This is a genomic window from Pantoea sp. ICBG 828 (assembly GCF_002928355.1).
Lineage (GTDB): Bacteria > Pseudomonadota > Gammaproteobacteria > Enterobacterales > Enterobacteriaceae > Pantoea > Pantoea dispersa.
In genome coordinates this window covers 57199-74077 of sequence record NZ_POWN01000006.1, presented here as the reverse complement: position 1 = coordinate 74077, position 16879 = coordinate 57199, and the positions used below count along the sequence as shown (strand labels likewise).

Annotated in this window: 22 protein-coding genes; 14 read left to right on the top strand and 8 right to left on the bottom strand. The window is 56.1% G+C overall.

Translation table 11 applies throughout. The features are described from left to right. Positions 1 to 20 precede the first annotated feature (20 nt). The 11 genes from fliJ (at position 21) to C1Y43_RS15700 (ending at position 9119) form a co-directional block, all read left to right on the top strand. Complete coding sequence (fliJ, locus tag C1Y43_RS15750; RefSeq protein WP_021509866.1) at positions 21 to 464, top strand: flagellar export protein FliJ; 444 nt, start codon at positions 21 to 23, stop codon at positions 462 to 464. Further along, positions 461 to 1726, top strand: coding sequence for a flagellar hook-length control protein FliK (locus tag C1Y43_RS15745; RefSeq protein WP_058780713.1), 1266 nt, complete (start codon positions 461 to 463; stop codon positions 1724 to 1726). The genes fliJ and C1Y43_RS15745 overlap by 4 nt, the downstream gene beginning before the upstream one ends. Positions 1727 to 1856: 130 nt before the next feature. Then, the gene (gene fliL / locus C1Y43_RS15740; RefSeq protein WP_021509864.1) at positions 1857 to 2342 is read left to right on the top strand and encodes a flagellar basal body-associated protein FliL; all 486 of its coding nucleotides are present in this window, start codon (positions 1857 to 1859) and stop codon (positions 2340 to 2342) included. Between the two features lie 4 nt (positions 2343 to 2346). Continuing rightward, positions 2347 to 3354, top strand: a complete 1008-nt coding sequence (fliM, locus tag C1Y43_RS15735) for a flagellar motor switch protein FliM (protein ID WP_021509863.1) — start codon at positions 2347 to 2349, stop codon at positions 3352 to 3354. Further along, positions 3347 to 3757 (top strand): flagellar motor switch protein FliN, encoded by a 411-nt coding sequence (fliN, locus tag C1Y43_RS15730; RefSeq protein ID WP_021509862.1) that lies wholly within the window; start codon positions 3347 to 3349, stop codon positions 3755 to 3757. Before fliM ends, fliN begins: the two co-directional genes overlap by 8 nt. 2 nt (positions 3758 to 3759) lie before the next feature. Continuing rightward, entirely contained in the window at positions 3760 to 4155 is a 396-nt protein-coding gene (gene fliO, locus C1Y43_RS15725) for a flagellar biosynthetic protein FliO (protein WP_058757392.1), read from the top strand. Next, on the top strand, positions 4155 to 4889 hold the full coding sequence (gene fliP, locus C1Y43_RS15720; protein WP_031280176.1) for a flagellar type III secretion system pore protein FliP: 735 nt from the start codon (positions 4155 to 4157) through the stop codon (positions 4887 to 4889). Before fliO ends, fliP begins: the two co-directional genes overlap by 1 nt. 41 nt (positions 4890 to 4930) lie before the next feature. Then, positions 4931 to 5200: a flagellar biosynthesis protein FliQ gene (gene fliQ / locus C1Y43_RS15715; protein WP_010618647.1), complete on the top strand. Its 270-nt coding sequence runs from the start codon at positions 4931 to 4933 to the stop codon at positions 5198 to 5200. Next, the gene (gene fliR / locus C1Y43_RS15710) at positions 5200 to 5988 is read left to right on the top strand and encodes a flagellar biosynthetic protein FliR (RefSeq protein WP_021509859.1); all 789 of its coding nucleotides are present in this window, start codon (positions 5200 to 5202) and stop codon (positions 5986 to 5988) included. The genes fliQ and fliR overlap by 1 nt, the downstream gene beginning before the upstream one ends. 628 nt (positions 5989 to 6616) lie before the next feature. After that, positions 6617 to 7252, top strand: a complete 636-nt coding sequence (gene rcsA / locus C1Y43_RS15705) for a transcriptional regulator RcsA (RefSeq protein WP_021509858.1) — start codon at positions 6617 to 6619, stop codon at positions 7250 to 7252. 163 nt (positions 7253 to 7415) lie between these two features. Further along, on the top strand, positions 7416 to 9119 hold the full coding sequence (locus C1Y43_RS15700) for a methyl-accepting chemotaxis protein (protein ID WP_021509857.1): 1704 nt from the start codon (positions 7416 to 7418) through the stop codon (positions 9117 to 9119). Positions 9120 to 9353: 234 nt separating this feature from the next. Here the strand turns inward: C1Y43_RS15700 and dsrB are convergent, their stop codons facing one another. Then, entirely contained in the window at positions 9354 to 9551 is a 198-nt protein-coding gene (gene dsrB, locus C1Y43_RS15695) for a protein DsrB (RefSeq protein WP_010618650.1), read from the bottom strand. A 67-nt stretch (positions 9552 to 9618) separates the two neighbouring features. Continuing rightward, a complete protein-coding gene (locus C1Y43_RS15690) occupies positions 9619 to 9777 on the bottom strand; it encodes a YqaE/Pmp3 family membrane protein (RefSeq protein ID WP_021509855.1) in 159 nt (52 codons plus the stop codon). A 316-nt stretch (positions 9778 to 10093) separates the two neighbouring features. On the opposite strand from C1Y43_RS15690, the gene C1Y43_RS15685 reads away from it, so the two are divergent. The 3 genes from C1Y43_RS15685 (at position 10094) to C1Y43_RS15675 (ending at position 12731) form a co-directional block, all read left to right on the top strand. Then, entirely contained in the window at positions 10094 to 10327 is a 234-nt protein-coding gene (locus C1Y43_RS15685) for a YodD family protein (protein ID WP_058757390.1), read from the top strand. Positions 10328 to 10686: 359 nt separating this feature from the next. Beyond that, the gene (locus C1Y43_RS15680; RefSeq protein WP_104188850.1) at positions 10687 to 11484 is read left to right on the top strand and encodes a mannosyl-3-phosphoglycerate phosphatase-related protein; all 798 of its coding nucleotides are present in this window, start codon (positions 10687 to 10689) and stop codon (positions 11482 to 11484) included. Positions 11485 to 11510: 26 nt separating this feature from the next. Beyond that, complete coding sequence (locus tag C1Y43_RS15675; RefSeq protein WP_021509852.1) at positions 11511 to 12731, top strand: glycosyl transferase; 1221 nt, start codon at positions 11511 to 11513, stop codon at positions 12729 to 12731. Here the strand turns inward: C1Y43_RS15675 and dgcQ are convergent. The 6 genes from dgcQ to C1Y43_RS15650 form a co-directional block, all read right to left on the bottom strand. Continuing rightward, positions 12728 to 14380, bottom strand: a complete 1653-nt coding sequence (gene dgcQ, locus C1Y43_RS15670) for a cellulose biosynthesis regulator diguanylate cyclase DgcQ (RefSeq protein ID WP_104188848.1) — start codon at positions 14378 to 14380, stop codon at positions 12728 to 12730. The genes C1Y43_RS15675 and dgcQ overlap by 4 nt on opposite strands. A 133-nt stretch (positions 14381 to 14513) precedes the next feature. Then, entirely contained in the window at positions 14514 to 14693 is a 180-nt protein-coding gene (locus C1Y43_RS15665; RefSeq protein WP_010618657.1) for a YodC family protein, read from the bottom strand. 181 nt (positions 14694 to 14874) lie between these two features. Continuing rightward, positions 14875 to 15009, bottom strand: a complete 135-nt coding sequence (locus tag C1Y43_RS24255) for a hypothetical protein (protein WP_254919505.1) — start codon at positions 15007 to 15009, stop codon at positions 14875 to 14877. Between the two features lie 36 nt (positions 15010 to 15045). Beyond that, positions 15046 to 15957, bottom strand: coding sequence for a DUF808 domain-containing protein (locus C1Y43_RS15660; RefSeq protein WP_058757386.1), 912 nt, complete (start codon positions 15955 to 15957; stop codon positions 15046 to 15048). 11 nt (positions 15958 to 15968) lie between these two features. Continuing rightward, positions 15969 to 16244, bottom strand: a complete 276-nt coding sequence (locus C1Y43_RS15655) for a hypothetical protein (RefSeq protein ID WP_021509848.1) — start codon at positions 16242 to 16244, stop codon at positions 15969 to 15971. Between the two features lie 70 nt (positions 16245 to 16314). Continuing rightward, on the bottom strand, positions 16315 to 16791 hold the full coding sequence (locus C1Y43_RS15650) for a very short patch repair endonuclease (protein ID WP_058757385.1): 477 nt from the start codon (positions 16789 to 16791) through the stop codon (positions 16315 to 16317). Positions 16792 to 16879: the final 88 nt, after the last annotated feature.

Genomic DNA, 16879 nt, shown 5'->3' with positions numbered 1-16879 from the left:
GCCCGACTTGAGGTAACGCGATGAAGACAGCCAATGCGATTGATACGCTGCGCGACCTGGCGGAGCAGGATCTGGAACAGGCGGTGATCCACCTCGGCGACATGCGTCGCGGTCAGCAGCAGGCCGATCAGCAGCTCAGCATGCTGCTCGATTACCAGGATGAGTACCGTAACAAGCTCAATCAGGATATGTCCGGCGGCATCGCCAGCACGCGCTGGAGCAATTATCACCAGTTTATTCAGACGCTGGAAAAAGCCATCGAACAGCATCGCCAGCAGCTTAATCAGTGGAACCAGCGGCTGGAACAGGCGCTGAGCAACTGGCGTGAAAAGCATAAGAAGCTGAATGCCTATCAGACGCTGATTACCCGCGCGGAAGAGAACGCATTACGACAGGAAAGCCGTCTCGATCAGAAACGGATGGATGAATTTGCCCAACGGGCCGCATTGAGGAAAGGCGAATGAACACGCTGCCAACACTGCTGACACAGCTTGCTAAAACCGGCAAAGCACAACCTTCATCGGCAGTGGACAATCTGTCCGCTGCTGACACCCTGCCGCAGGGATTTATTACTGAGCTGGGCAACCGCCTGCTGACGCTGGTTAAGCAGCAGGGAAATGGCGCGCAATCCGCTGATCTGGCGGCAGAAATTGACGCGAAAAACGTCACAAAAGCGTCATTAAGCGCCCTGCTGCAGGCACTGGACAAACCAGAGGCGTTAAACGCACTTTTACAGCCGGAAAACACTAAAGCCGGACTGAAATCAGCCGATGATAATGACAAGCGCGCAGCAAGTTCGTTAACTGCCAGCGACTTACAGAATGTGCAGGCGCTGTTTGCTATGTTGCCAGCGGTGGTCGAAAACCGCAGCAGCCCGCCAGCGGATAACAGCACCGCGCTGGAAACCCGGGGTGAGGCGCGCACCAGCTTAAACGCTGCGTTACTTAACAGTTCGCTGCAAAGTGCGCTGAAAGAGGAACAGGCGAAGCCGGATGGCCAGCCATCGAAAGGCAGCGATGCGCTGACCAGCCTGACCGGCGTCAGCCATAGCCCGGTGCAGAGCGCGGCCGCCAGCGGCACGCCGGCCAGCAACAGCGGTATGACGCTGGATGAGAGTTTTCAGCAGGTGCTGAGCACGCTGAGCAAACCGGAAGAGCGGCGCGAGATGCTCAGCAGCCATGACAGCAGCGCGCCGGCCATCAGCAGCCCGCTGAGCAGTACCAGTCCGCTGGTCAGCACCACGGCCAGCACCAGCAGCGCGCCCTCCACGCCGATGCTGAATGCGCAGCTGGGCAGCAACGAGTGGCAGCAGGCGCTGAGCCAGCAGATTGTGATGTTCAGCCGTAACGGCCAGCAGAACGCCGAATTACGTCTGCATCCGGAAGACCTCGGCGCGATACAGATCAGCCTGACGCTGGATAAAGATCAGGCACAGTTAACAATGGTTTCCAGCCACAGCCATGTGAGGGCCGCGCTGGAAGCGGCGCTCCCACAGCTGCGTACGGCGCTGGCGGAGAGCGGCATTAACCTGGGACAGAGTAACGTCAACAGCGACGCCTTCGCACAGGGCCAGAGTTATCAGGGCCAGCAGGAAGGACGTCGCGACGGCCAGTACGGCAGCTTTACCCTCTCCCAGGACAGTGACAACGAGATAACGCCTATTGCCGTCCCGGCAGCCCTCCAGGCGCGCGCGACCGGCAACGGCGCTGTCGATATCTTTGCCTGACAGCGACTAAACGCTGAAGGTAAGCGTAAAACCCGCGTCTTTTCTTCCCATTGTTTGACTTAAGACGCGGGATAATCTGTCCAGGTAAGCCGAGAGGCTTGCCCATAATTCACAGGAAGTAACTGCAAACATGTCTGATAACGCGAAAGCTAAAGGCCGCAAACGTTCATTACTAATTCCGGTGTTACTGATTGTAACGCTGGCCGCTTGCAGCGTGGCAGGCTATGCAGTCTGGCGAATGATGAATAAACACGAGGGTGACAAGCCGGAGGCTGCCAAAGTGGAGCCGCCGCCCGCCCCGGTATTTTTTGCAATGGATACGTTTACGGTTAACCTGGTCAATCCCGACAACGATCCCGATCGCGTGCTGTACGTAGGCTTTACCCTGCGTCTGCCGGATGAGGATACCCGTCGTCGGCTGAATGACTACCTGCCTGAGGTGCGCAGCCGTTTGCTGCTGCTGCTTTCACGTCAGAGCGCCAGCGCGCTGGCAACCGAGCAAGGCAAACAGGCCCTGGTTGAACAGATCAAACAGGTGCTGGCGCCACCGCTGGTAAAAGGTCAACCTGCGCAGGTAGTCAGTGACGTGCTGTTTACCGCCTTCATTTTGAGGTGACTTAATGGGCGATAGCATTCTCTCCCAGGCTGAGATTGACGCGCTGCTCAATGGCGACAGTGACAGTGCGGAAGTAGAGAACAGTTCCAAAGGGGCCGATGGCGATATCCGCCCCTATGATCCCAATACCCAGCGTCGCGTGGTGCGCGAGCGTCTGCAGGCGCTGGAGATCATCAATGAGCGTTTTGCCCGTCATTTCCGTATGGCGCTGTTCAACCTGCTGCGCCGCAGCCCGGATATCAGCGTTGGGGCAATCAAGATTCAGCCGTACCATGAGTTTGCCCGCAACCTGCCGGTGCCAACCAACCTGAACCTGATTCACCTGCAGCCGCTGCGGGGGACTGCGCTGGTGGTGTTCTCGCCGAGCCTGGTGTTTATCGCCGTGGATAACCTGTTTGGCGGCGACGGTCGTTTTCCGACCAAAGTGGAAGGCCGTGAGTTCACCCACACCGAGCAGCGCGTGATTCGCCGCATGCTCAAGCTGGCGCTGGAAGGCTACAGCGACGCATGGAAAGCCATTTATCCGCTGGAAGTGGAATACGTGCGTTCTGAAATGCAGGTGAAGTTCACCAACATCACCACCTCACCGAACGATATCGTGGTCAACACGCCGTTCCAGGTGGAGATTGGCAACCTGGTGGGTGAGTTCAATATCTGTATTCCGTTTTCGATGATTGAGCCGCTGCGCGAGCTGCTGGTCAATCCACCGCTGGAGAACTCGCGTCAGGAAGATAACCACTGGCGCGACAATCTGGTGAAACAGGTGCAGCACTCGGAGCTGGAGCTGATTGCCCACTTCGCTGAAACGTCGCTGCGTCTGTCACGTATTTTGCAACTGAAACCTGGTGACGTCCTGCCCATTGAGAAGCCGGACCGCATCATTGCCCACGTCGACGGCGTACCGGTACTGACGAGCCAGTATGGCACGCTCAACGGCCAGTATGCGCTGCGTGTAGAACATCTGATTAACCCGATTTTGAATTCGCTGAATGAGGAACAGCCCAATGAGTGACAGCAAAAAACCGTCCGATGATATCTCTGCGGACGATCTGTGGGCTGAAGCGATGAACGAGCAGGCGGCGACCAGCAGTGCGGCGGAGCCAGGCGATAACGTATTTAAGTCGCTTGAGGCCAGCGCCGCCAGCGGCTCGCTGCAGGACATCGATCTGATCATGGATATTCCGGTCAAACTGACCGTGGAACTGGGCCGTACCAAGATGACCATCAAAGAGCTGCTGCGCCTGACGCAGGGTTCGGTGGTGGCGCTTGATGGCCTGGCCGGCGAGCCGCTGGACATCCTGATTAACGGCTATCTGATCGCCCAGGGTGAAGTGGTGGTGGTGAACGACAAATATGGCGTGCGCATCACCGACATTATTACTCCGTCCGAACGTATGCGTCGTCTGAGCCGCTAATCATGTTAAAAAACGCGCAAACCGTTCAGCCCGCTCACGCCCAGCCGGTGGTGTCCACCAGTTCAGTCGTTGGGCAAGTCAGCAGCGTGCTGGCGGTGATCGTGCTGCTGATTCTGGCCTGCGGCTGGCTGGCGAAACGCCTCGGCTTTGCGCCGAAAGCGGTGAGCGGCCAGGCGCTGAAAGTCAGCGCTAGCGTGCAGGTTGGCCGTCAGGAGCGGGTGGTGATTGTTGATACCGCCGATGCGCGTTTAGTGCTGGGCGTCACCGCTCAGCAGATCACCCATCTGCACTCGCTGCCGCCGCTGCCACCGGAAGCGTCCCTGCCCGTCAGCGCGGCGCCGCAGGATTTTCGTCAGCTGTTTCAGAACCTGGTTAAACGTCCCGGAAAACCCCAATGATGCGTCGATTGCTCCCTCTTCTGCCGCTGCTGATGCTGCTGGCACCGGCTGCCCATGCGCAGCTGCCGGGTTTGATCAGCCAGCCGCTGGCCAATGGCGGTCAGAGCTGGTCGCTGCCGGTGCAAACGCTGGTCTTCATTACCTCGCTGACCTTTATTCCGGCGGTGTTGCTGATGATGACCAGCTTCACCCGCATCATTATTGTGTTTGGTCTGCTGCGTAACGCACTGGGCACGCCGTCTGCGCCGCCGAATCAGGTGATGCTGGGTCTCGCGCTGTTCCTGACCTTCTTTATCATGGCGCCGACCTTCGACAAGATTTACACCGATGCCTATCTGCCGTTCAGCCAGGACAAAATCAGCATGGACGTGGCGATCGACAAAGGTGCCCAGCCGCTGCGTGAGTTCATGCTGCGCCAGACGCGCGAAGCCGACCTGGCCCTGTTCGCCCGTCTCGCCAACAGCGCGCCGATTCAGGGGCCGGAAGCGGTGCCGATGCGTATTCTGCTGCCCGCCTATGTCACCAGCGAGCTGAAAACCGCTTTCCAGATTGGTTTCACCGTCTTTATCCCGTTTCTGATCATCGACCTGGTGGTCGCCAGCGTACTGATGGCGCTGGGAATGATGATGGTGCCGCCGGCCACGATTTCGCTGCCGTTTAAGCTGATGCTGTTCGTGCTGGTGGATGGCTGGCAGCTGCTGGTGGGATCGCTGGCGCAAAGTTTTTACTCCTGAGTGGCTTTCCGCCCTCACCTTTCTCTCGACAGGAGCGCAACATGACACCGGAATCGGTAATGGTAATGGGCCAGGAAGCGATGCGTATCGCCCTGATGATGGCCGCTCCGCTGCTGCTGGTGGCGATGGTGAGCGGTTTGCTGATCAGTATTCTGCAGGCAGCAACGCAGATTAACGAACAGACACTGTCGTTTATCCCGAAAATTCTTGCCGTTGCGGCCACCGCCGTGGTGGCCGGACCGTGGATGCTCAACCTGATGCTGGACTACATCCGTACCCTGTTCAGCAACCTGCCTTATATCATCGGCTAATGGTCACCCTCGACAGCAGCCAGCTGGTGCACTGGGTGGCGCAATTCTTCTGGCCGATGGTGCGTTTGCTGGCGCTGTTTGCCAGCGCGCCGCTGCTGAATGAACGTTCGATTCCAAAACGGGTCAAAATTGGACTGGCGGTAGTCACCACCTGGATTCTGATGCCTCTGCTGCCGCCGGTCGAAGTGACGCTATTTACCCCGGCCGGTTTCTGGATGCTGGTGCAGCAGCTGCTGATTGGCGTGGGGATTGGTCTGACCATGCAGCTGGCTTTTTCTGCCGTGCGGCTGGCCGGTGAGATGATTGGTCTGCAGATGGGTCTCTCTTTTGCCACCCTGCTCGACCCGAACAGCCGGATCAACATGCCGCTGCTGGCCCGTTTTCTCGACATGCTGGCGATGCTGCTGTTCCTGACCTTCAACGGTCACCTGTGGTTGATCTCGTTACTGGTGGACAGTTTTCACACATTGCCGATTAACGATCAGCCACTCAACGCCAACGCCTTCATGGCGCTGACCAAAGCCGCCAGCTTAATTTTCCTTAATGGCATGATGTTAGCGCTACCCTTAATAATTCTGCTCCTCACGCTAAACCTGGCACTAGGTTTGTTAAACCGCGTTTCACCTCAGCTGTCGGTTTTCGCCATCGGCTTCCCAATCACCTTAACGGTAGGGATCCTGAGTCTGGGTATGATGATGCCGTTGCTTGCACCTTTCTGTGAACATCTCTTCGGTGAAGTCTTTGATTTACTCGCGCAGTTTGTATCAGAACTTTCCCCTGCCCGTTGATTAACGATACTGTTAACCTTCTTATACGATAGTTAAGTAATCAAAAACATTCTGTGCATTTTTCGAACCATATTTTTCAGAAATCAACTGAGGATATTCTGATAAATGCGCATTTATGGTGAAAATTATTCTTATTAAACGGCGCTTCGCGTATTTTAGTCAGACGATTCCTAAGCCGGTTAAGCTTGTGAATCGGTTGATAAAATGCTCAAAGGGCTGTTTTTAAACAAAAAAAATATTACAGCGATTTTTCTTGTCTAAATCCCTTTTTTCCGGCATTGTCAACACTCGCTGAAACGTCACACTTTCGCGATTCAAATGTTTTTAAGAATTGTCCTATCAGATTTGTCTGTGACTTGCGCGATAGTGACAGGGCTCTCAAAACAGAGCGAAAGAAACACATAAATCAAATTCCCGGCGATTCCCACTATCGCGGGGACAAGAGTGACGTGGAAGTAACACAATAAACTTCGCAGAACGGGTCAGGGACGAGTCAAGATGGCGCAGGAATGCATTACGCCAGTCTGCCGAGCAGAATAAAAAAAGTGTCTTTGGAAATCTCTCTCGTACCGCAAACGCGTATTCATCGTTGATTTAAACGGATAACAAATTGGTGAGGGTCGCTATAATGCCAACGATTATTATGGATTCATGTAACTACACACGCCTGGGTTTGTCAGACTATATGTCGGCAAAAGGAGTCAAAAAGAAAAATATTACTTCCGTGTCTGACATCGAACAATTGCAACAACGGTGTGAGCAATTAAAACCGGGCGTAGTATTTATTAACGAAGAATGCTTTATTCATGAATCCGATTCCAGCGATCGCATTCGTTCTATTATCATGCAGCATCCGGATACGCTATTCTTTATTTTTATGGCGATCTCGAATATCCATTTTGAGGAATACCTCTACGTTCGTAAGAACCTGATTATTACGTCAAAATCGATAAAAACATCGACGCTGGACTCCCTGCTGGGCACCTACCTGCAAAAGAAACTCAATGCGTCACCGCGCATTTCTGCCGGGCTGGATATTCATCCACTGACATTGAGCCAGACTGAATCGAATATGCTGAAGATGTGGATGTCAGGTCATGACACTATTCAGATTTCGGATAAGATGCAAATCAAAGCGAAAACTGTTTCGTCACATAAAGGCAATATTAAACGCAAAATTAAAACGCATAATAAACAGGTTATTTATCATGTGGTGCGCCTGACAGATAATGTTACCTCGGGCATTTATGTCAACGTGCGATAATTTCACCCAACGATAATACGCTTTGTGGTCAAGGCCAGTCCCCGCGACTGGCCTTGATTATTTTTGAGCGTTTTGCGAGCGCGATCCCACTTCCCCGCTAAGCCTTTATCCCCTGCTGCCGATGCTTGTTTTCAGAACCCCTTACCACTATGAGAGCAAGGAAATGAAAACAGCATCGATAGATGAGCAACATAAGCTCAGCATCTGGCAAAACCTACGCCTGATGCCTCTGTTCAGCATGATCTTTGGTGGCATTCTGCTGCTTTTTGCCCTGTGCATTGGACTCGCCAGCTACTTTCTGATTCAGAGCAATAATTCCCTCAATGACGCCACCGATGAGATTCAGGTGCGCATGGGCATTTCTAACAGCTCAAACCATCTGCGAACCGCACGCCTTAATGTACTGCAGTCGGGCGCGGCGGCGCGCATCGGTGAAATGGATGGCTATCGTGCCGATCTGGCGCGCACCGAAACGCGCATTAAGCAGGCGCGCGAGGGCTTCAAAATTTATATGGATCGCAAAATGAAGACGCCGGCTGACCTGGCGCTCGACGGTCCGCTCACCACCAGCTTCAACGCCTATATTGATAAAGGCCTGAAGCCGATGATCGAATCGGCGAAACAGGGCAGCTTTGAGGGGATTGTCGCGCAGGAGACCGATGTCACGCGTAAGCTGGATGATGCCTATAATGCCGTGCTGCTGAAGGCGATTAAGATCCGCACCGAGCGCGCCGAAGCGATTAACGCCGAAGCGGCGCATCAGTCGCGCGTCGGTTTTATCGCGATGGCTGCGGCTTTTGCCGCCGCGCTGCTGCTGGTGCTGCTCACCTTCGTATTCCTGCGCCGCGTGGTGATCAATCCGCTGCGCCTGTCGGTGGGTCGCATTGAGCGCATCGCGCAGGGCGATCTCACCGCCCCCGAGCAGGCCTATGGTCGCAACGAAATTGGCAGCCTGCTGCACAACCTGCAGCTGATGCAGGCGTCGCTGGTACGCACCGTCGGCACCGTCCGTGAAGGCGCGGTGGCGATTTATCAGGGCTCCAGCGAGATCTCCGCAGGTAACACCGATCTGTCATCACGCACCGAGCAGCAGGCTTCTGCGCTGGAGCAGACTGCCGCCAGCATGGAGCAGCTCACCGCCACGGTGAAGCAGAACGCCGAAAACGCCCATCACGCCAGCCAGCTGGCCGCCGATGCTTCTGGCAAAGCGCGCAGCGGTGGTGAACTGGTGAGCGGTGTGGTGAAAACCATGAATAACATCTCCGGCAGCTCGAAGAAAATCGCCGAGATTACCAATGTCATTAACAGTATCGCCTTCCAGACCAATATCCTGGCGCTCAACGCCGCGGTAGAAGCCGCGCGCGCCGGGGAACAGGGCCGTGGCTTCGCCGTGGTCGCCAGTGAAGTGCGCAATCTGGCGCAGCGCAGTGCGCAGGCAGCGAAAGAGATTGAGTCGCTGATTGCCGAGTCGGTGGATTTAATCAGTAACGGCTCGCATCAGGTCGGCGAAGCCGGCAGCACCATGGGCGAGATTGTTGAAGCGGTGCGCCGCGTTACCGACATTATGGCCGAGATTGCGGCAGCGTCTGATGAGCAGAGCCGTGGCATTCAGCAGGTCAGCCTGGCGGTGACCGAGATGGATAACGTGACGCAGCAGAATGCCTCGCTGGTGGAGGAAGCCTCTTCAGCTGCGGCTTCGCTGGAAGATCAGGCCGGTAAACTGACGCAGGCGGTGGCGGTGTTCCGCCTGAATGATACGCCGGCTTCGCTGGTGGCTGCTGCGCCGCAGCCAGCGCTGAAAGCGCCAGCGCTCGCTCCACGTCCGACGCTGGCTGCAGCGGGCAATGATAACTGGGAGACGTTTTAAGAGGAGTGAGGTGGGGTGCGGTATTTTTCCCTCACCCCAGCCCTCTCCCGCTTGCGGGAGAGGGGGCTGTCCGCGCGGCTGTTGAGTAGGTTTTCACACAACGCTTCAGGAACAACTTATTACTAAGCATCGGCGCTGAACGGTTCCCTCTCCCGCGAGCAGGAGCACTGAACGGTTCCCTCTCCCGCGTGCGGGAGAGGGTTAGGGTGAGGGTAATCTAATCGCAAAACCACACTACCCTTCCCCCGCATAAGGCTCGACAAACACGCCTTCGGCGTGATCGCTCTCATTAAAGAACCAGATCCCCAGCGGGTAATCCTCCAGCGCCACCAGATACATGGTGCCCTCATTAAAGCCTTCCACAGCCAGCACAGTACCGACGCGACGTGGGCCGCCGTCGGTTTTTACCGTTACCCGGTCATTGACCTTCATTGATTTCTCTCCAGAAACAGTCCTGCGCATAGTGTAACGGAAGATAGTCAGCGCTGCCTGATCGCGATCAGCGTCGGGCGATTACCCACACCGCATGCACGATGCCGGGGATGTAACCACACAGCGTCAGCAGAATGTTGAGCCAGAAGGCGCCGCCAAAGCCGACCTGTAAAAACACGCCCAGCGGTGGCAACAGAATGGCAATAATGATCCGAATTAAATCCATACTAACTCCCTGATAACCATAATAATCAACCAGCTGTAAGCATAGCTGTTTTACGCCAGAATGGGGAATAGAGCGGGTAAAGAAGTGTCAAAGCCGGGCTTTTCACTTTCTTAACGTTTCCCGGAAAGACTTTTGACGCGGCACCCTCGTACACTTGTCAGCACTGCACCAACCCCAAAGGGGCAGTCAACCTAAAAGTAACAAGGATTTTTGCCCGCGCAGCGCGGGCTTTTTTTTGCCCGTTTCCCGTCCACGTCCCTCGCCCGCTGTCACCGTCTATACTTGTCAGGAATCCGTTTGCCTCCGGGAGGCTGTCATGGCTACAGCAAAAGAGTACAGCGATAACGTGCAGCGCGAAGTGAACATCGACGTGGACGCGCTGCTGGAAGCGATTCAGAAAAAAACGTCAGGCGAAGTGCAGGAGTTTATGCAGGCTGAAGATGCGCACCGCGTGAAGGTGAATGGCGAAGCGTTTGACTCCTACACCGAACTGGCCGAGGCGTTTGAACTTGATATTCGTGATTTCACCATCACTGAGGTGAACCGCTGAAATCGATTTCAAAAAAAGACCCGGCACGCTGGCCGGGTTGAAAAAAGAATAAATTCGTTACACCAGGAAAATCTTAACACCGCTTCAGAGTACGCCTTAGCTGAAGTAAGACAAGTCTCAATTCTGCACGCAATTCGAACAAATCTGCATAATCATGCACTGCTGTTACCGAAAACATCGCGCTACGGCTGACATTCTGCATGCACAAAACGTGCAGCCGCTTCGGTATCTGGCTTATGTTTTAAGAATTATCCTGGATAGTGGCCGCGCCGGCGGCAAGGAAAAGTGTGATCGTGATTACGCTATTATACTGATTACACGTCGCTTTACGGATGCCTTTGGGCGTAAGGAGTGTATTGATGATCCCGTTAGATTCCTCCCTGCTGATCGTGACCGATCTCGATGGTTCGCTGCTCGATCATCATGATTACAACTGGCAGGCCGCTAGCGAGTGGCTGGCGCGTCTTAAGCAGCAACAGATTCCGCTGGTGATTTGTTCGAGTAAAACCGCGGCCGAAATTATTCCGCTGCAGAAGCGGCTGGGCATTGCCGGTGCGCCCTTTATCGCGGAAAACGGCGCCCGCGTTGCCTTTAGCGGGGAAGCGCAGATTGCCGAAGAGCCCGGCGCCGATTATCTTGCGCTCTGTGCCACGCTCAGCAACCTGCAGGCGGATTTTCGCTTCACCGGCTTTCATGACTTCAGCGACGCAGAAGTGGCCCGTTTCACCGGCCTGACACTGACGGAAGCCAGCCAGAGCCGACTGCGCGATGCGTCTGAAGTCATCGTATGGCGCGATGATGAAACGCGGCTCGACGCCTTCCGCGCGGCGCTGGCCGGGCATCAGCTGGCCCTGACGCAGGGCGGACGTTTCTGGCACGTGATGCCGGCGGGCAGCGGTAAAGGCGTGGCGCTGGAACAGTTATTGCAGCAGTTGCAGCAGCAGGAAGGCACGAAGCGCACCACGATTGGTCTGGGCGATGGCCCTAACGATGCGCCGATGCTGGAGCGCGTCGATTATGCCGTGGTGATTAAAGGTTTCAGTAAAACCCCGGTGGTGCTGCAACGCAGCGATCATCACAACGTTTACCACACCGCTCACGTTGGCCCTGAGGGCTGGCGCGAAGGTCTGGATTACTTTCTTGCCCAACCTGAATAACGGCAGCTGACCAGAAGGATGAGACGATGAGTGATTTTTACCAGAACGGCGTAATTACCAACTTTCATAATCTCACCCACCGCAACGTGGAGTCGCTGGAAAAAGAGATGGTGCGCTTTGCGCGCAAGCGCAAAATGGGGCTGATTCTGCCCTCGCTGTTTTCCGAGCTGGAAGGCCCGGCGCTGGATAATATCGTCAACGAACTGGCGAAAGTGCCCTATCTGGAGGAGATTGTGATTGGCCTCGATCGTGCCGATCGCGATCAGTTTCTTTTCGCGCGCGAGTTTTTTTCTCGCCTGCCGCAGCGCCACCGCATTTTGTGGAACGATGGCCCGCGGCTGAAAGCGCTGGACGCCGAGCTGGATAAAGAGGGCCTGTCGCCCAGCCAGCCCGGCAAGGGGCGCAACGTGTGGTTCTGCACCGGCTACACACTGGCCTCCGACCGCTCGCAGTGCGTGGCGCTGCATGACTGCGACATCGTGACCTATGAGCGCGGCATGCTGGCACGTCTGCTCTACCCGCTGGCCAACCCGGCGTTTCAGTATGAATTCTGCAAAGGTTTCTATGCGCGCGTTGCGGACGGTAAGCTTAATGGCCGCGTCGGGCGTCTGCTGGTGGGCCCGCTGCTGCGCTCGCTGCAGAAAGTCTACGGCCATTCGGAGTATCTCGACTATCTCACCAGTTTCCGCTATCCGCTGTCCGGCGAGTTTGCCATGCGCACCCACGTGCTGAACGGCATCAAAATCCCTGGCGACTGGGGGCTGGAGATTGGCGTGCTGTCAGAGATTTATCGCAATTACACCACGCGGCAGACCTGCCAGGTTGAAATCGCGGACAACTATGACCATAAGCATCAGCCGCTGGCGGAAGAGGATGGCACCGGTGGCCTGAAACGCATGAGTAACGATATCGTGCAGTCGCTACTGCGTAAGCTGGCGACAATGGGCGTGCCGCTCACCAGCGACTCGTTCCGCGTGCTTAAGGCCACCTATTATCGCAACGCGCTGGACATGATGGAGATCTACAACCACGAAGCCACCATGAACGGACTGAAGTTTGATCAGCACATTGAAGAAGCGGCGGTCGAGATGTTCACTCAGGCGATTCTCGACGCCGGCCAGTCTTTCATCGAGCGGCCAAACGAGAAACCGTTTATCCCCAGCTGGAGCCGCGTGCAGTCGGCGTTCCCCGATATCCTGCAGCGCATCTACCAGGCGGTAGAAGAGGATAACGAGGGCAAAGTCTAACCAGCCGCGCACACCCGATTGCGACCGCCGCTTTTCGCCAGATACAGGCGGTGGTCCGCTACCGCCTGCAGACTTTCTGCATGGTAACTGCCCTGCTCAGTACTGCAGCTGACACCTGCCGACAACGTAACGCTAAAGGTGGTGCTGGCGTTGACCAGAATGGTTTTGGCCGCCAGCCGGCTGCGGATACGCTCTGCCACGCCCTGCGCCTCAGCCAGCGTGGTGTGCGGCAGCACGATACAAAACTCCTCGCCGCCGATGCGTCCGGCCACGTCGTAAGGGCGCAGCGTATGTTTGATGACGCCGGCCACGCGCATCAGCGCCTGATCACCCGCGTGATGGCCCCAGCTATCATTGACCTTTTTGAAATGATCAATATCGAGCTGGATCACCGCCAGCGGCTGTTGCTGCTGTTCGCAGCGCCGCGCCAGCGCGATAAACTGGTCGAAAAAGGCGCTGCGATTAAGCAGGCGCGTCAGGCCGTCATAATTAGCGCGCCAGGCCAGTCGCGCCGAGAGATCTTCCAGTCGCCGCACCAGGCGGAAAATCACCTGATGCGCCAGCGCCAGTAACAGCACGAACAGCAGCCACATGCCCAACAGAAACAGCGCTACCCGCCCCAGCTCCTGCGCCAGCCCCTGGCGCAAGCTCTGCACGTTGATTAGCCAGGCATCGACATTTTTTAACTTAACCCAGCTGGCCAGCTGACTGCCCAGCCACAGTGTTCCGGCCGGCTGCAGGTGAATCGCCTGCATCAGCTGGCCGCGCTGCGCGGGGGTCAATGCCACATCGTGCGGTGCCGGCAGCCGGGTGATCTCGTTGAGTGCGCGATCTTCGAGCACCAGCTTGCCCTGCAGCACGCTGTGACGCGACTGGTGCAGCAATGCATTTATTCGCTGCTGGGTGAAGTCCATCGACAACACGCCGTACCAGTGCTGATGGGCGATCACCGGTGCGCTCACCGTCAGCATCAACCCTTCGTTGAACTCCCCCTGATAGGCTTCGGTCCAGTGCCATCGCGTCTGCGGCGCCCGGCCCGGCTGCTGGTCGCGAAAATAGGGTCGCTGCGTCATGGTGGCGTAACTTTGTGCCAGCTCCTGCGCGTCGCGCGGCGGACGTGAGCTGATGTAATAGCCCGCGCGCGAGGTGTACCAGAAGCGTGAATGAAAGTCCTGCGCCTCATCGCTGAACTGCATGATAAAGCTGAACTCCAGCGCAGCGCGCAGCTCGGGCAGCAGATAAGTATCATCGCGCTGCAGCAGCGCATCACGCTGCAGCCATTCGTCGCTGACGCCGTTAATCGGCATACTGCGCAGGTTAGCGATCTGCAACTGCCACACCGGCTGATGGCGCAACTGCTGAAAACGCTGCAGGGCGTGCTGACCATAATCGGCATTCAGCGGGTGCGTCAGCGCGTAGCTGAGCATCCGCTGATAGTAATTAAGCTCGTCCAGACTCTCCTGAAAGCGGCTATCGAGGCTGCGCTGGATCTCGGACAGCTGGGCGCGCTGCCGCTGCTGATAGTTATTTTTTAATTCCAGCGCTTCATGGACGGTGAGAAAAAGTGAAAAGAGAAAGACCGCCAGAAAACAGAGATGCACGCGCAGCGCAGGCGTCATGCGGCGTGATGACAGTGGCGAGATTGGCATCAGTAGCCAGGCTCCGGATAACAACGAATTGAAGAAGTGTAGTCAGGCGGGAAAACGGCGTACAGGCAGAGATCAGGAAAAACGTGAAAAGTGACAATGACATCGGGACGGCGCGCTGACCGTCCCGAGGGGCTCAGCTGGCCAGCTGGCGCGCGGCCGACAGATGCGTCAGCTCATCACTGCGGAACGCTTCGCGGCGTACACTGTAGCCATCATACCAACGACACTCTACCATTCCGCTGGCATAGCCGGTCACCACCATGGTGGGTCCGCCCTGTTTGTGCTGAACTTCGTCACTGATTGCAAAGGTCATACCGCGCCCTCCCTTCTCACCGTTGATTGAACGGATTAAGGTATAGCAGCTGTGCGCGTTTTTTGCCTATAGGATATTGCTATTACTGTGACAAATTCGGAATAAGCAGTGAAAAATGCCGTAAATAAACAAAGCCGATAAAAGTTATTATCGGCTTTGAACGATTTTCCCGGGTGGAAAATCAGATTTTGCAGCCTTCGCAGTCGGCTTCGTCGCTGATATCTGCCGGCACTTCACTGGCTTTTTCTGCCGCTTTGGCTTCCGCCTGCTCCAGCTGTGCATCGATATCAAATTCAAACATATCGTCGTTCATCATCGTTCTCCTGACCCGTGATTAGAAATTTCCTGCGCTTTATACCGATTTACCGCGCAGCTTCGCAACCAGATTTACCACTAACAGCACAATCGACCCAACAATAAAGCCCAGCACCAGATTCGCGCCGTTGCTCAGCAGCATGGAAACCACACCCGGGAAGCCGCTGCTGTACTCTTCAATAGCATGATGCAGCGGCGCGATACCGTGCACGATAATGCCGCCGCCCACCAGGAACATCGCGACGGTGCCAACCACCGACAGGATTTTCATCAGCCACGGTGCCAGCGCCAGCAGCGCGCCGCCGGTGGCCTGCGCCAGCGTGGAAGACTTCTCACGCAGCCAGTAGCCGAGATCGTCAATCTTAACGATCATCGCCACAATACCGTACACGCCGATGGTCACCAGAATGGCAATACCGGCGAGGATTAACACCTGATTGAGCAGCGGCGCATCCGACACAATGCCCAGGGTAATCGCCACAATTTCAGCCGACAGAATGAAGTCGGTGCGCACTGCGCCTTTCACCTTATCTTTTTCGAACTGGCGCGGGTCCTGCTGCGCCAGATTATCCAGGCGCTTTTGCCGCGCTTCCGGGCTCTTCTCCGCTTTGTCGTGGTGCAGGCTGTGCAGCACTTTTTCCACTCCTTCAAAGCACAGATAGGCGCCGCCAATCATCAGCAGCGGCGTAATCAGCCAGGGCGCAAACGCGGAGATCAGCAGCGCCAGCGGCACCAGGATCAGTTTGTTGATAAACGAGCCTTTCGCCACGCCCCACACCACCGGAAGCTCACGATTGGCCTTCACGCCCGTCACCTGCTGTGCATTGAGCGACAGGTCATCGCCCAGCACGCCGGCGGTCTTTTTTGCCGCCACTTTGCCCATGACGGAAATGTCGTCGAGCAGCGTGGCAATATCATCCAGAAGAGTCAGTAAGCTGGTTCCTGCCAAAATGTCATTCCTTATTCCGGTTCGTGATCCTGACAACAGGGGCACCGCTCAATCGCCGTCACCGTCATATCGGCGATGCCCGCACAGTCCCATTCGACGCGTAACGTTTTCCCGTGCAGATCGTCGGCGTGCAGATACTTGCTCACCGGACTTTCTGTCATGCCGCTTATCTCCTCGGTGGCCACCAGCGTATCGTCCAGGTAAATGCGCGCCGTGGCATGGGCATTGACCATGCGCTCGTCGCGCAGTTGATACAGGCGTCTGACCGTCAGTTTGATGCTGCTCATGCTGGTGTTCCGCGTCCCAGAGAAAACGCTGATCTAAACTGTTATGGCAGGTAAAAGCAATCACCCTGCCTTAATCCGCCCGATAGTGATGCAATCCCTGATGATCGATCTCGCTGCTGTGCGTGGCGGCCAGCAGCCACTCTTCCAGCCGCTCCACCAGCGCTTCATCTTCCAGCCGCAGTTTGCCGCGCAGCGCGCATTCCCAGACGATCAGCACCTTCCAGCCGCTTTCCTGCAGCTGCTGCACATAGCGCCGGTCACGCTCCACGTTACTGTTGATTTTGCCGCTCCAGAATTCGGTACGCGTGGCGGGCATTTTGAACAAATAACAGTGGTGACGATGCCAGAAACAGCCGTGCACAAAGATAATGGCTTTGTGCTGCGGCAGCACAAAATCCGGCCGGCCCGGCAGCGCTTTATCCTGTACGCGAAAGCTAAAGCCGCGATCTTTCAGCAGCAGCGCAATACGCTGCTCAATCGCCGTATCCTGATTGCGAATGGCGCGCATATTTTTGCTGCGAATATCATGCGAGTGGACGTCTGCCATGGCGTCTCCTTTTTTGCGGGCTTCTTCAACTTTAGCGCGTTGAGGCAAAAGCGAAAGTTTGTGCGGAGCAGATTGCGAGACGCCGCGC

Coding starts and splice junctions, on each gene's coding strand:
- fliJ (WP_021509866.1), top strand. CDS start 21: ATGAAGACAGCCAATGCGATTGATACGCTGCGCGACCTGGCGGAGCAG.
- C1Y43_RS15745 (WP_058780713.1), top strand. CDS start 461: ATGAACACGCTGCCAACACTGCTGACACAGCTTGCTAAAACCGGCAAA.
- fliL (WP_021509864.1), top strand. CDS start 1,857: ATGTCTGATAACGCGAAAGCTAAAGGCCGCAAACGTTCATTACTAATT.
- fliM (WP_021509863.1), top strand. CDS start 2,347: ATGGGCGATAGCATTCTCTCCCAGGCTGAGATTGACGCGCTGCTCAAT.
- fliN (WP_021509862.1), top strand. CDS start 3,347: ATGAGTGACAGCAAAAAACCGTCCGATGATATCTCTGCGGACGATCTG.
- fliO (WP_058757392.1), top strand. CDS start 3,760: ATGTTAAAAAACGCGCAAACCGTTCAGCCCGCTCACGCCCAGCCGGTG.
- fliP (WP_031280176.1), top strand. CDS start 4,155: ATGCGTCGATTGCTCCCTCTTCTGCCGCTGCTGATGCTGCTGGCACCG.
- fliQ (WP_010618647.1), top strand. CDS start 4,931: ATGACACCGGAATCGGTAATGGTAATGGGCCAGGAAGCGATGCGTATC.
- fliR (WP_021509859.1), top strand. CDS start 5,200: ATGGTCACCCTCGACAGCAGCCAGCTGGTGCACTGGGTGGCGCAATTC.
- rcsA (WP_021509858.1), top strand. CDS start 6,617: ATGCCAACGATTATTATGGATTCATGTAACTACACACGCCTGGGTTTG.
- C1Y43_RS15700 (WP_021509857.1), top strand. CDS start 7,416: ATGAAAACAGCATCGATAGATGAGCAACATAAGCTCAGCATCTGGCAA.
- dsrB (WP_010618650.1), bottom strand. CDS start 9,551: ATGAAGGTCAATGACCGGGTAACGGTAAAAACCGACGGCGGCCCACGT.
- C1Y43_RS15690 (WP_021509855.1), bottom strand. CDS start 9,777: ATGGATTTAATTCGGATCATTATTGCCATTCTGTTGCCACCGCTGGGC.
- C1Y43_RS15685 (WP_058757390.1), top strand. CDS start 10,094: ATGGCTACAGCAAAAGAGTACAGCGATAACGTGCAGCGCGAAGTGAAC.
- C1Y43_RS15680 (WP_104188850.1), top strand. CDS start 10,687: ATGATCCCGTTAGATTCCTCCCTGCTGATCGTGACCGATCTCGATGGT.
- C1Y43_RS15675 (WP_021509852.1), top strand. CDS start 11,511: ATGAGTGATTTTTACCAGAACGGCGTAATTACCAACTTTCATAATCTC.
- dgcQ (WP_104188848.1), bottom strand. CDS start 14,380: ATGCCAATCTCGCCACTGTCATCACGCCGCATGACGCCTGCGCTGCGC.
- C1Y43_RS15665 (WP_010618657.1), bottom strand. CDS start 14,693: ATGACCTTTGCAATCAGTGACGAAGTTCAGCACAAACAGGGCGGACCC.
- C1Y43_RS24255 (WP_254919505.1), bottom strand. CDS start 15,009: ATGATGAACGACGATATGTTTGAATTTGATATCGATGCACAGCTGGAG.
- C1Y43_RS15655 (WP_021509848.1), bottom strand. CDS start 16,244: ATGAGCAGCATCAAACTGACGGTCAGACGCCTGTATCAACTGCGCGAC.
- C1Y43_RS15650 (WP_058757385.1), bottom strand. CDS start 16,791: ATGGCAGACGTCCACTCGCATGATATTCGCAGCAAAAATATGCGCGCC.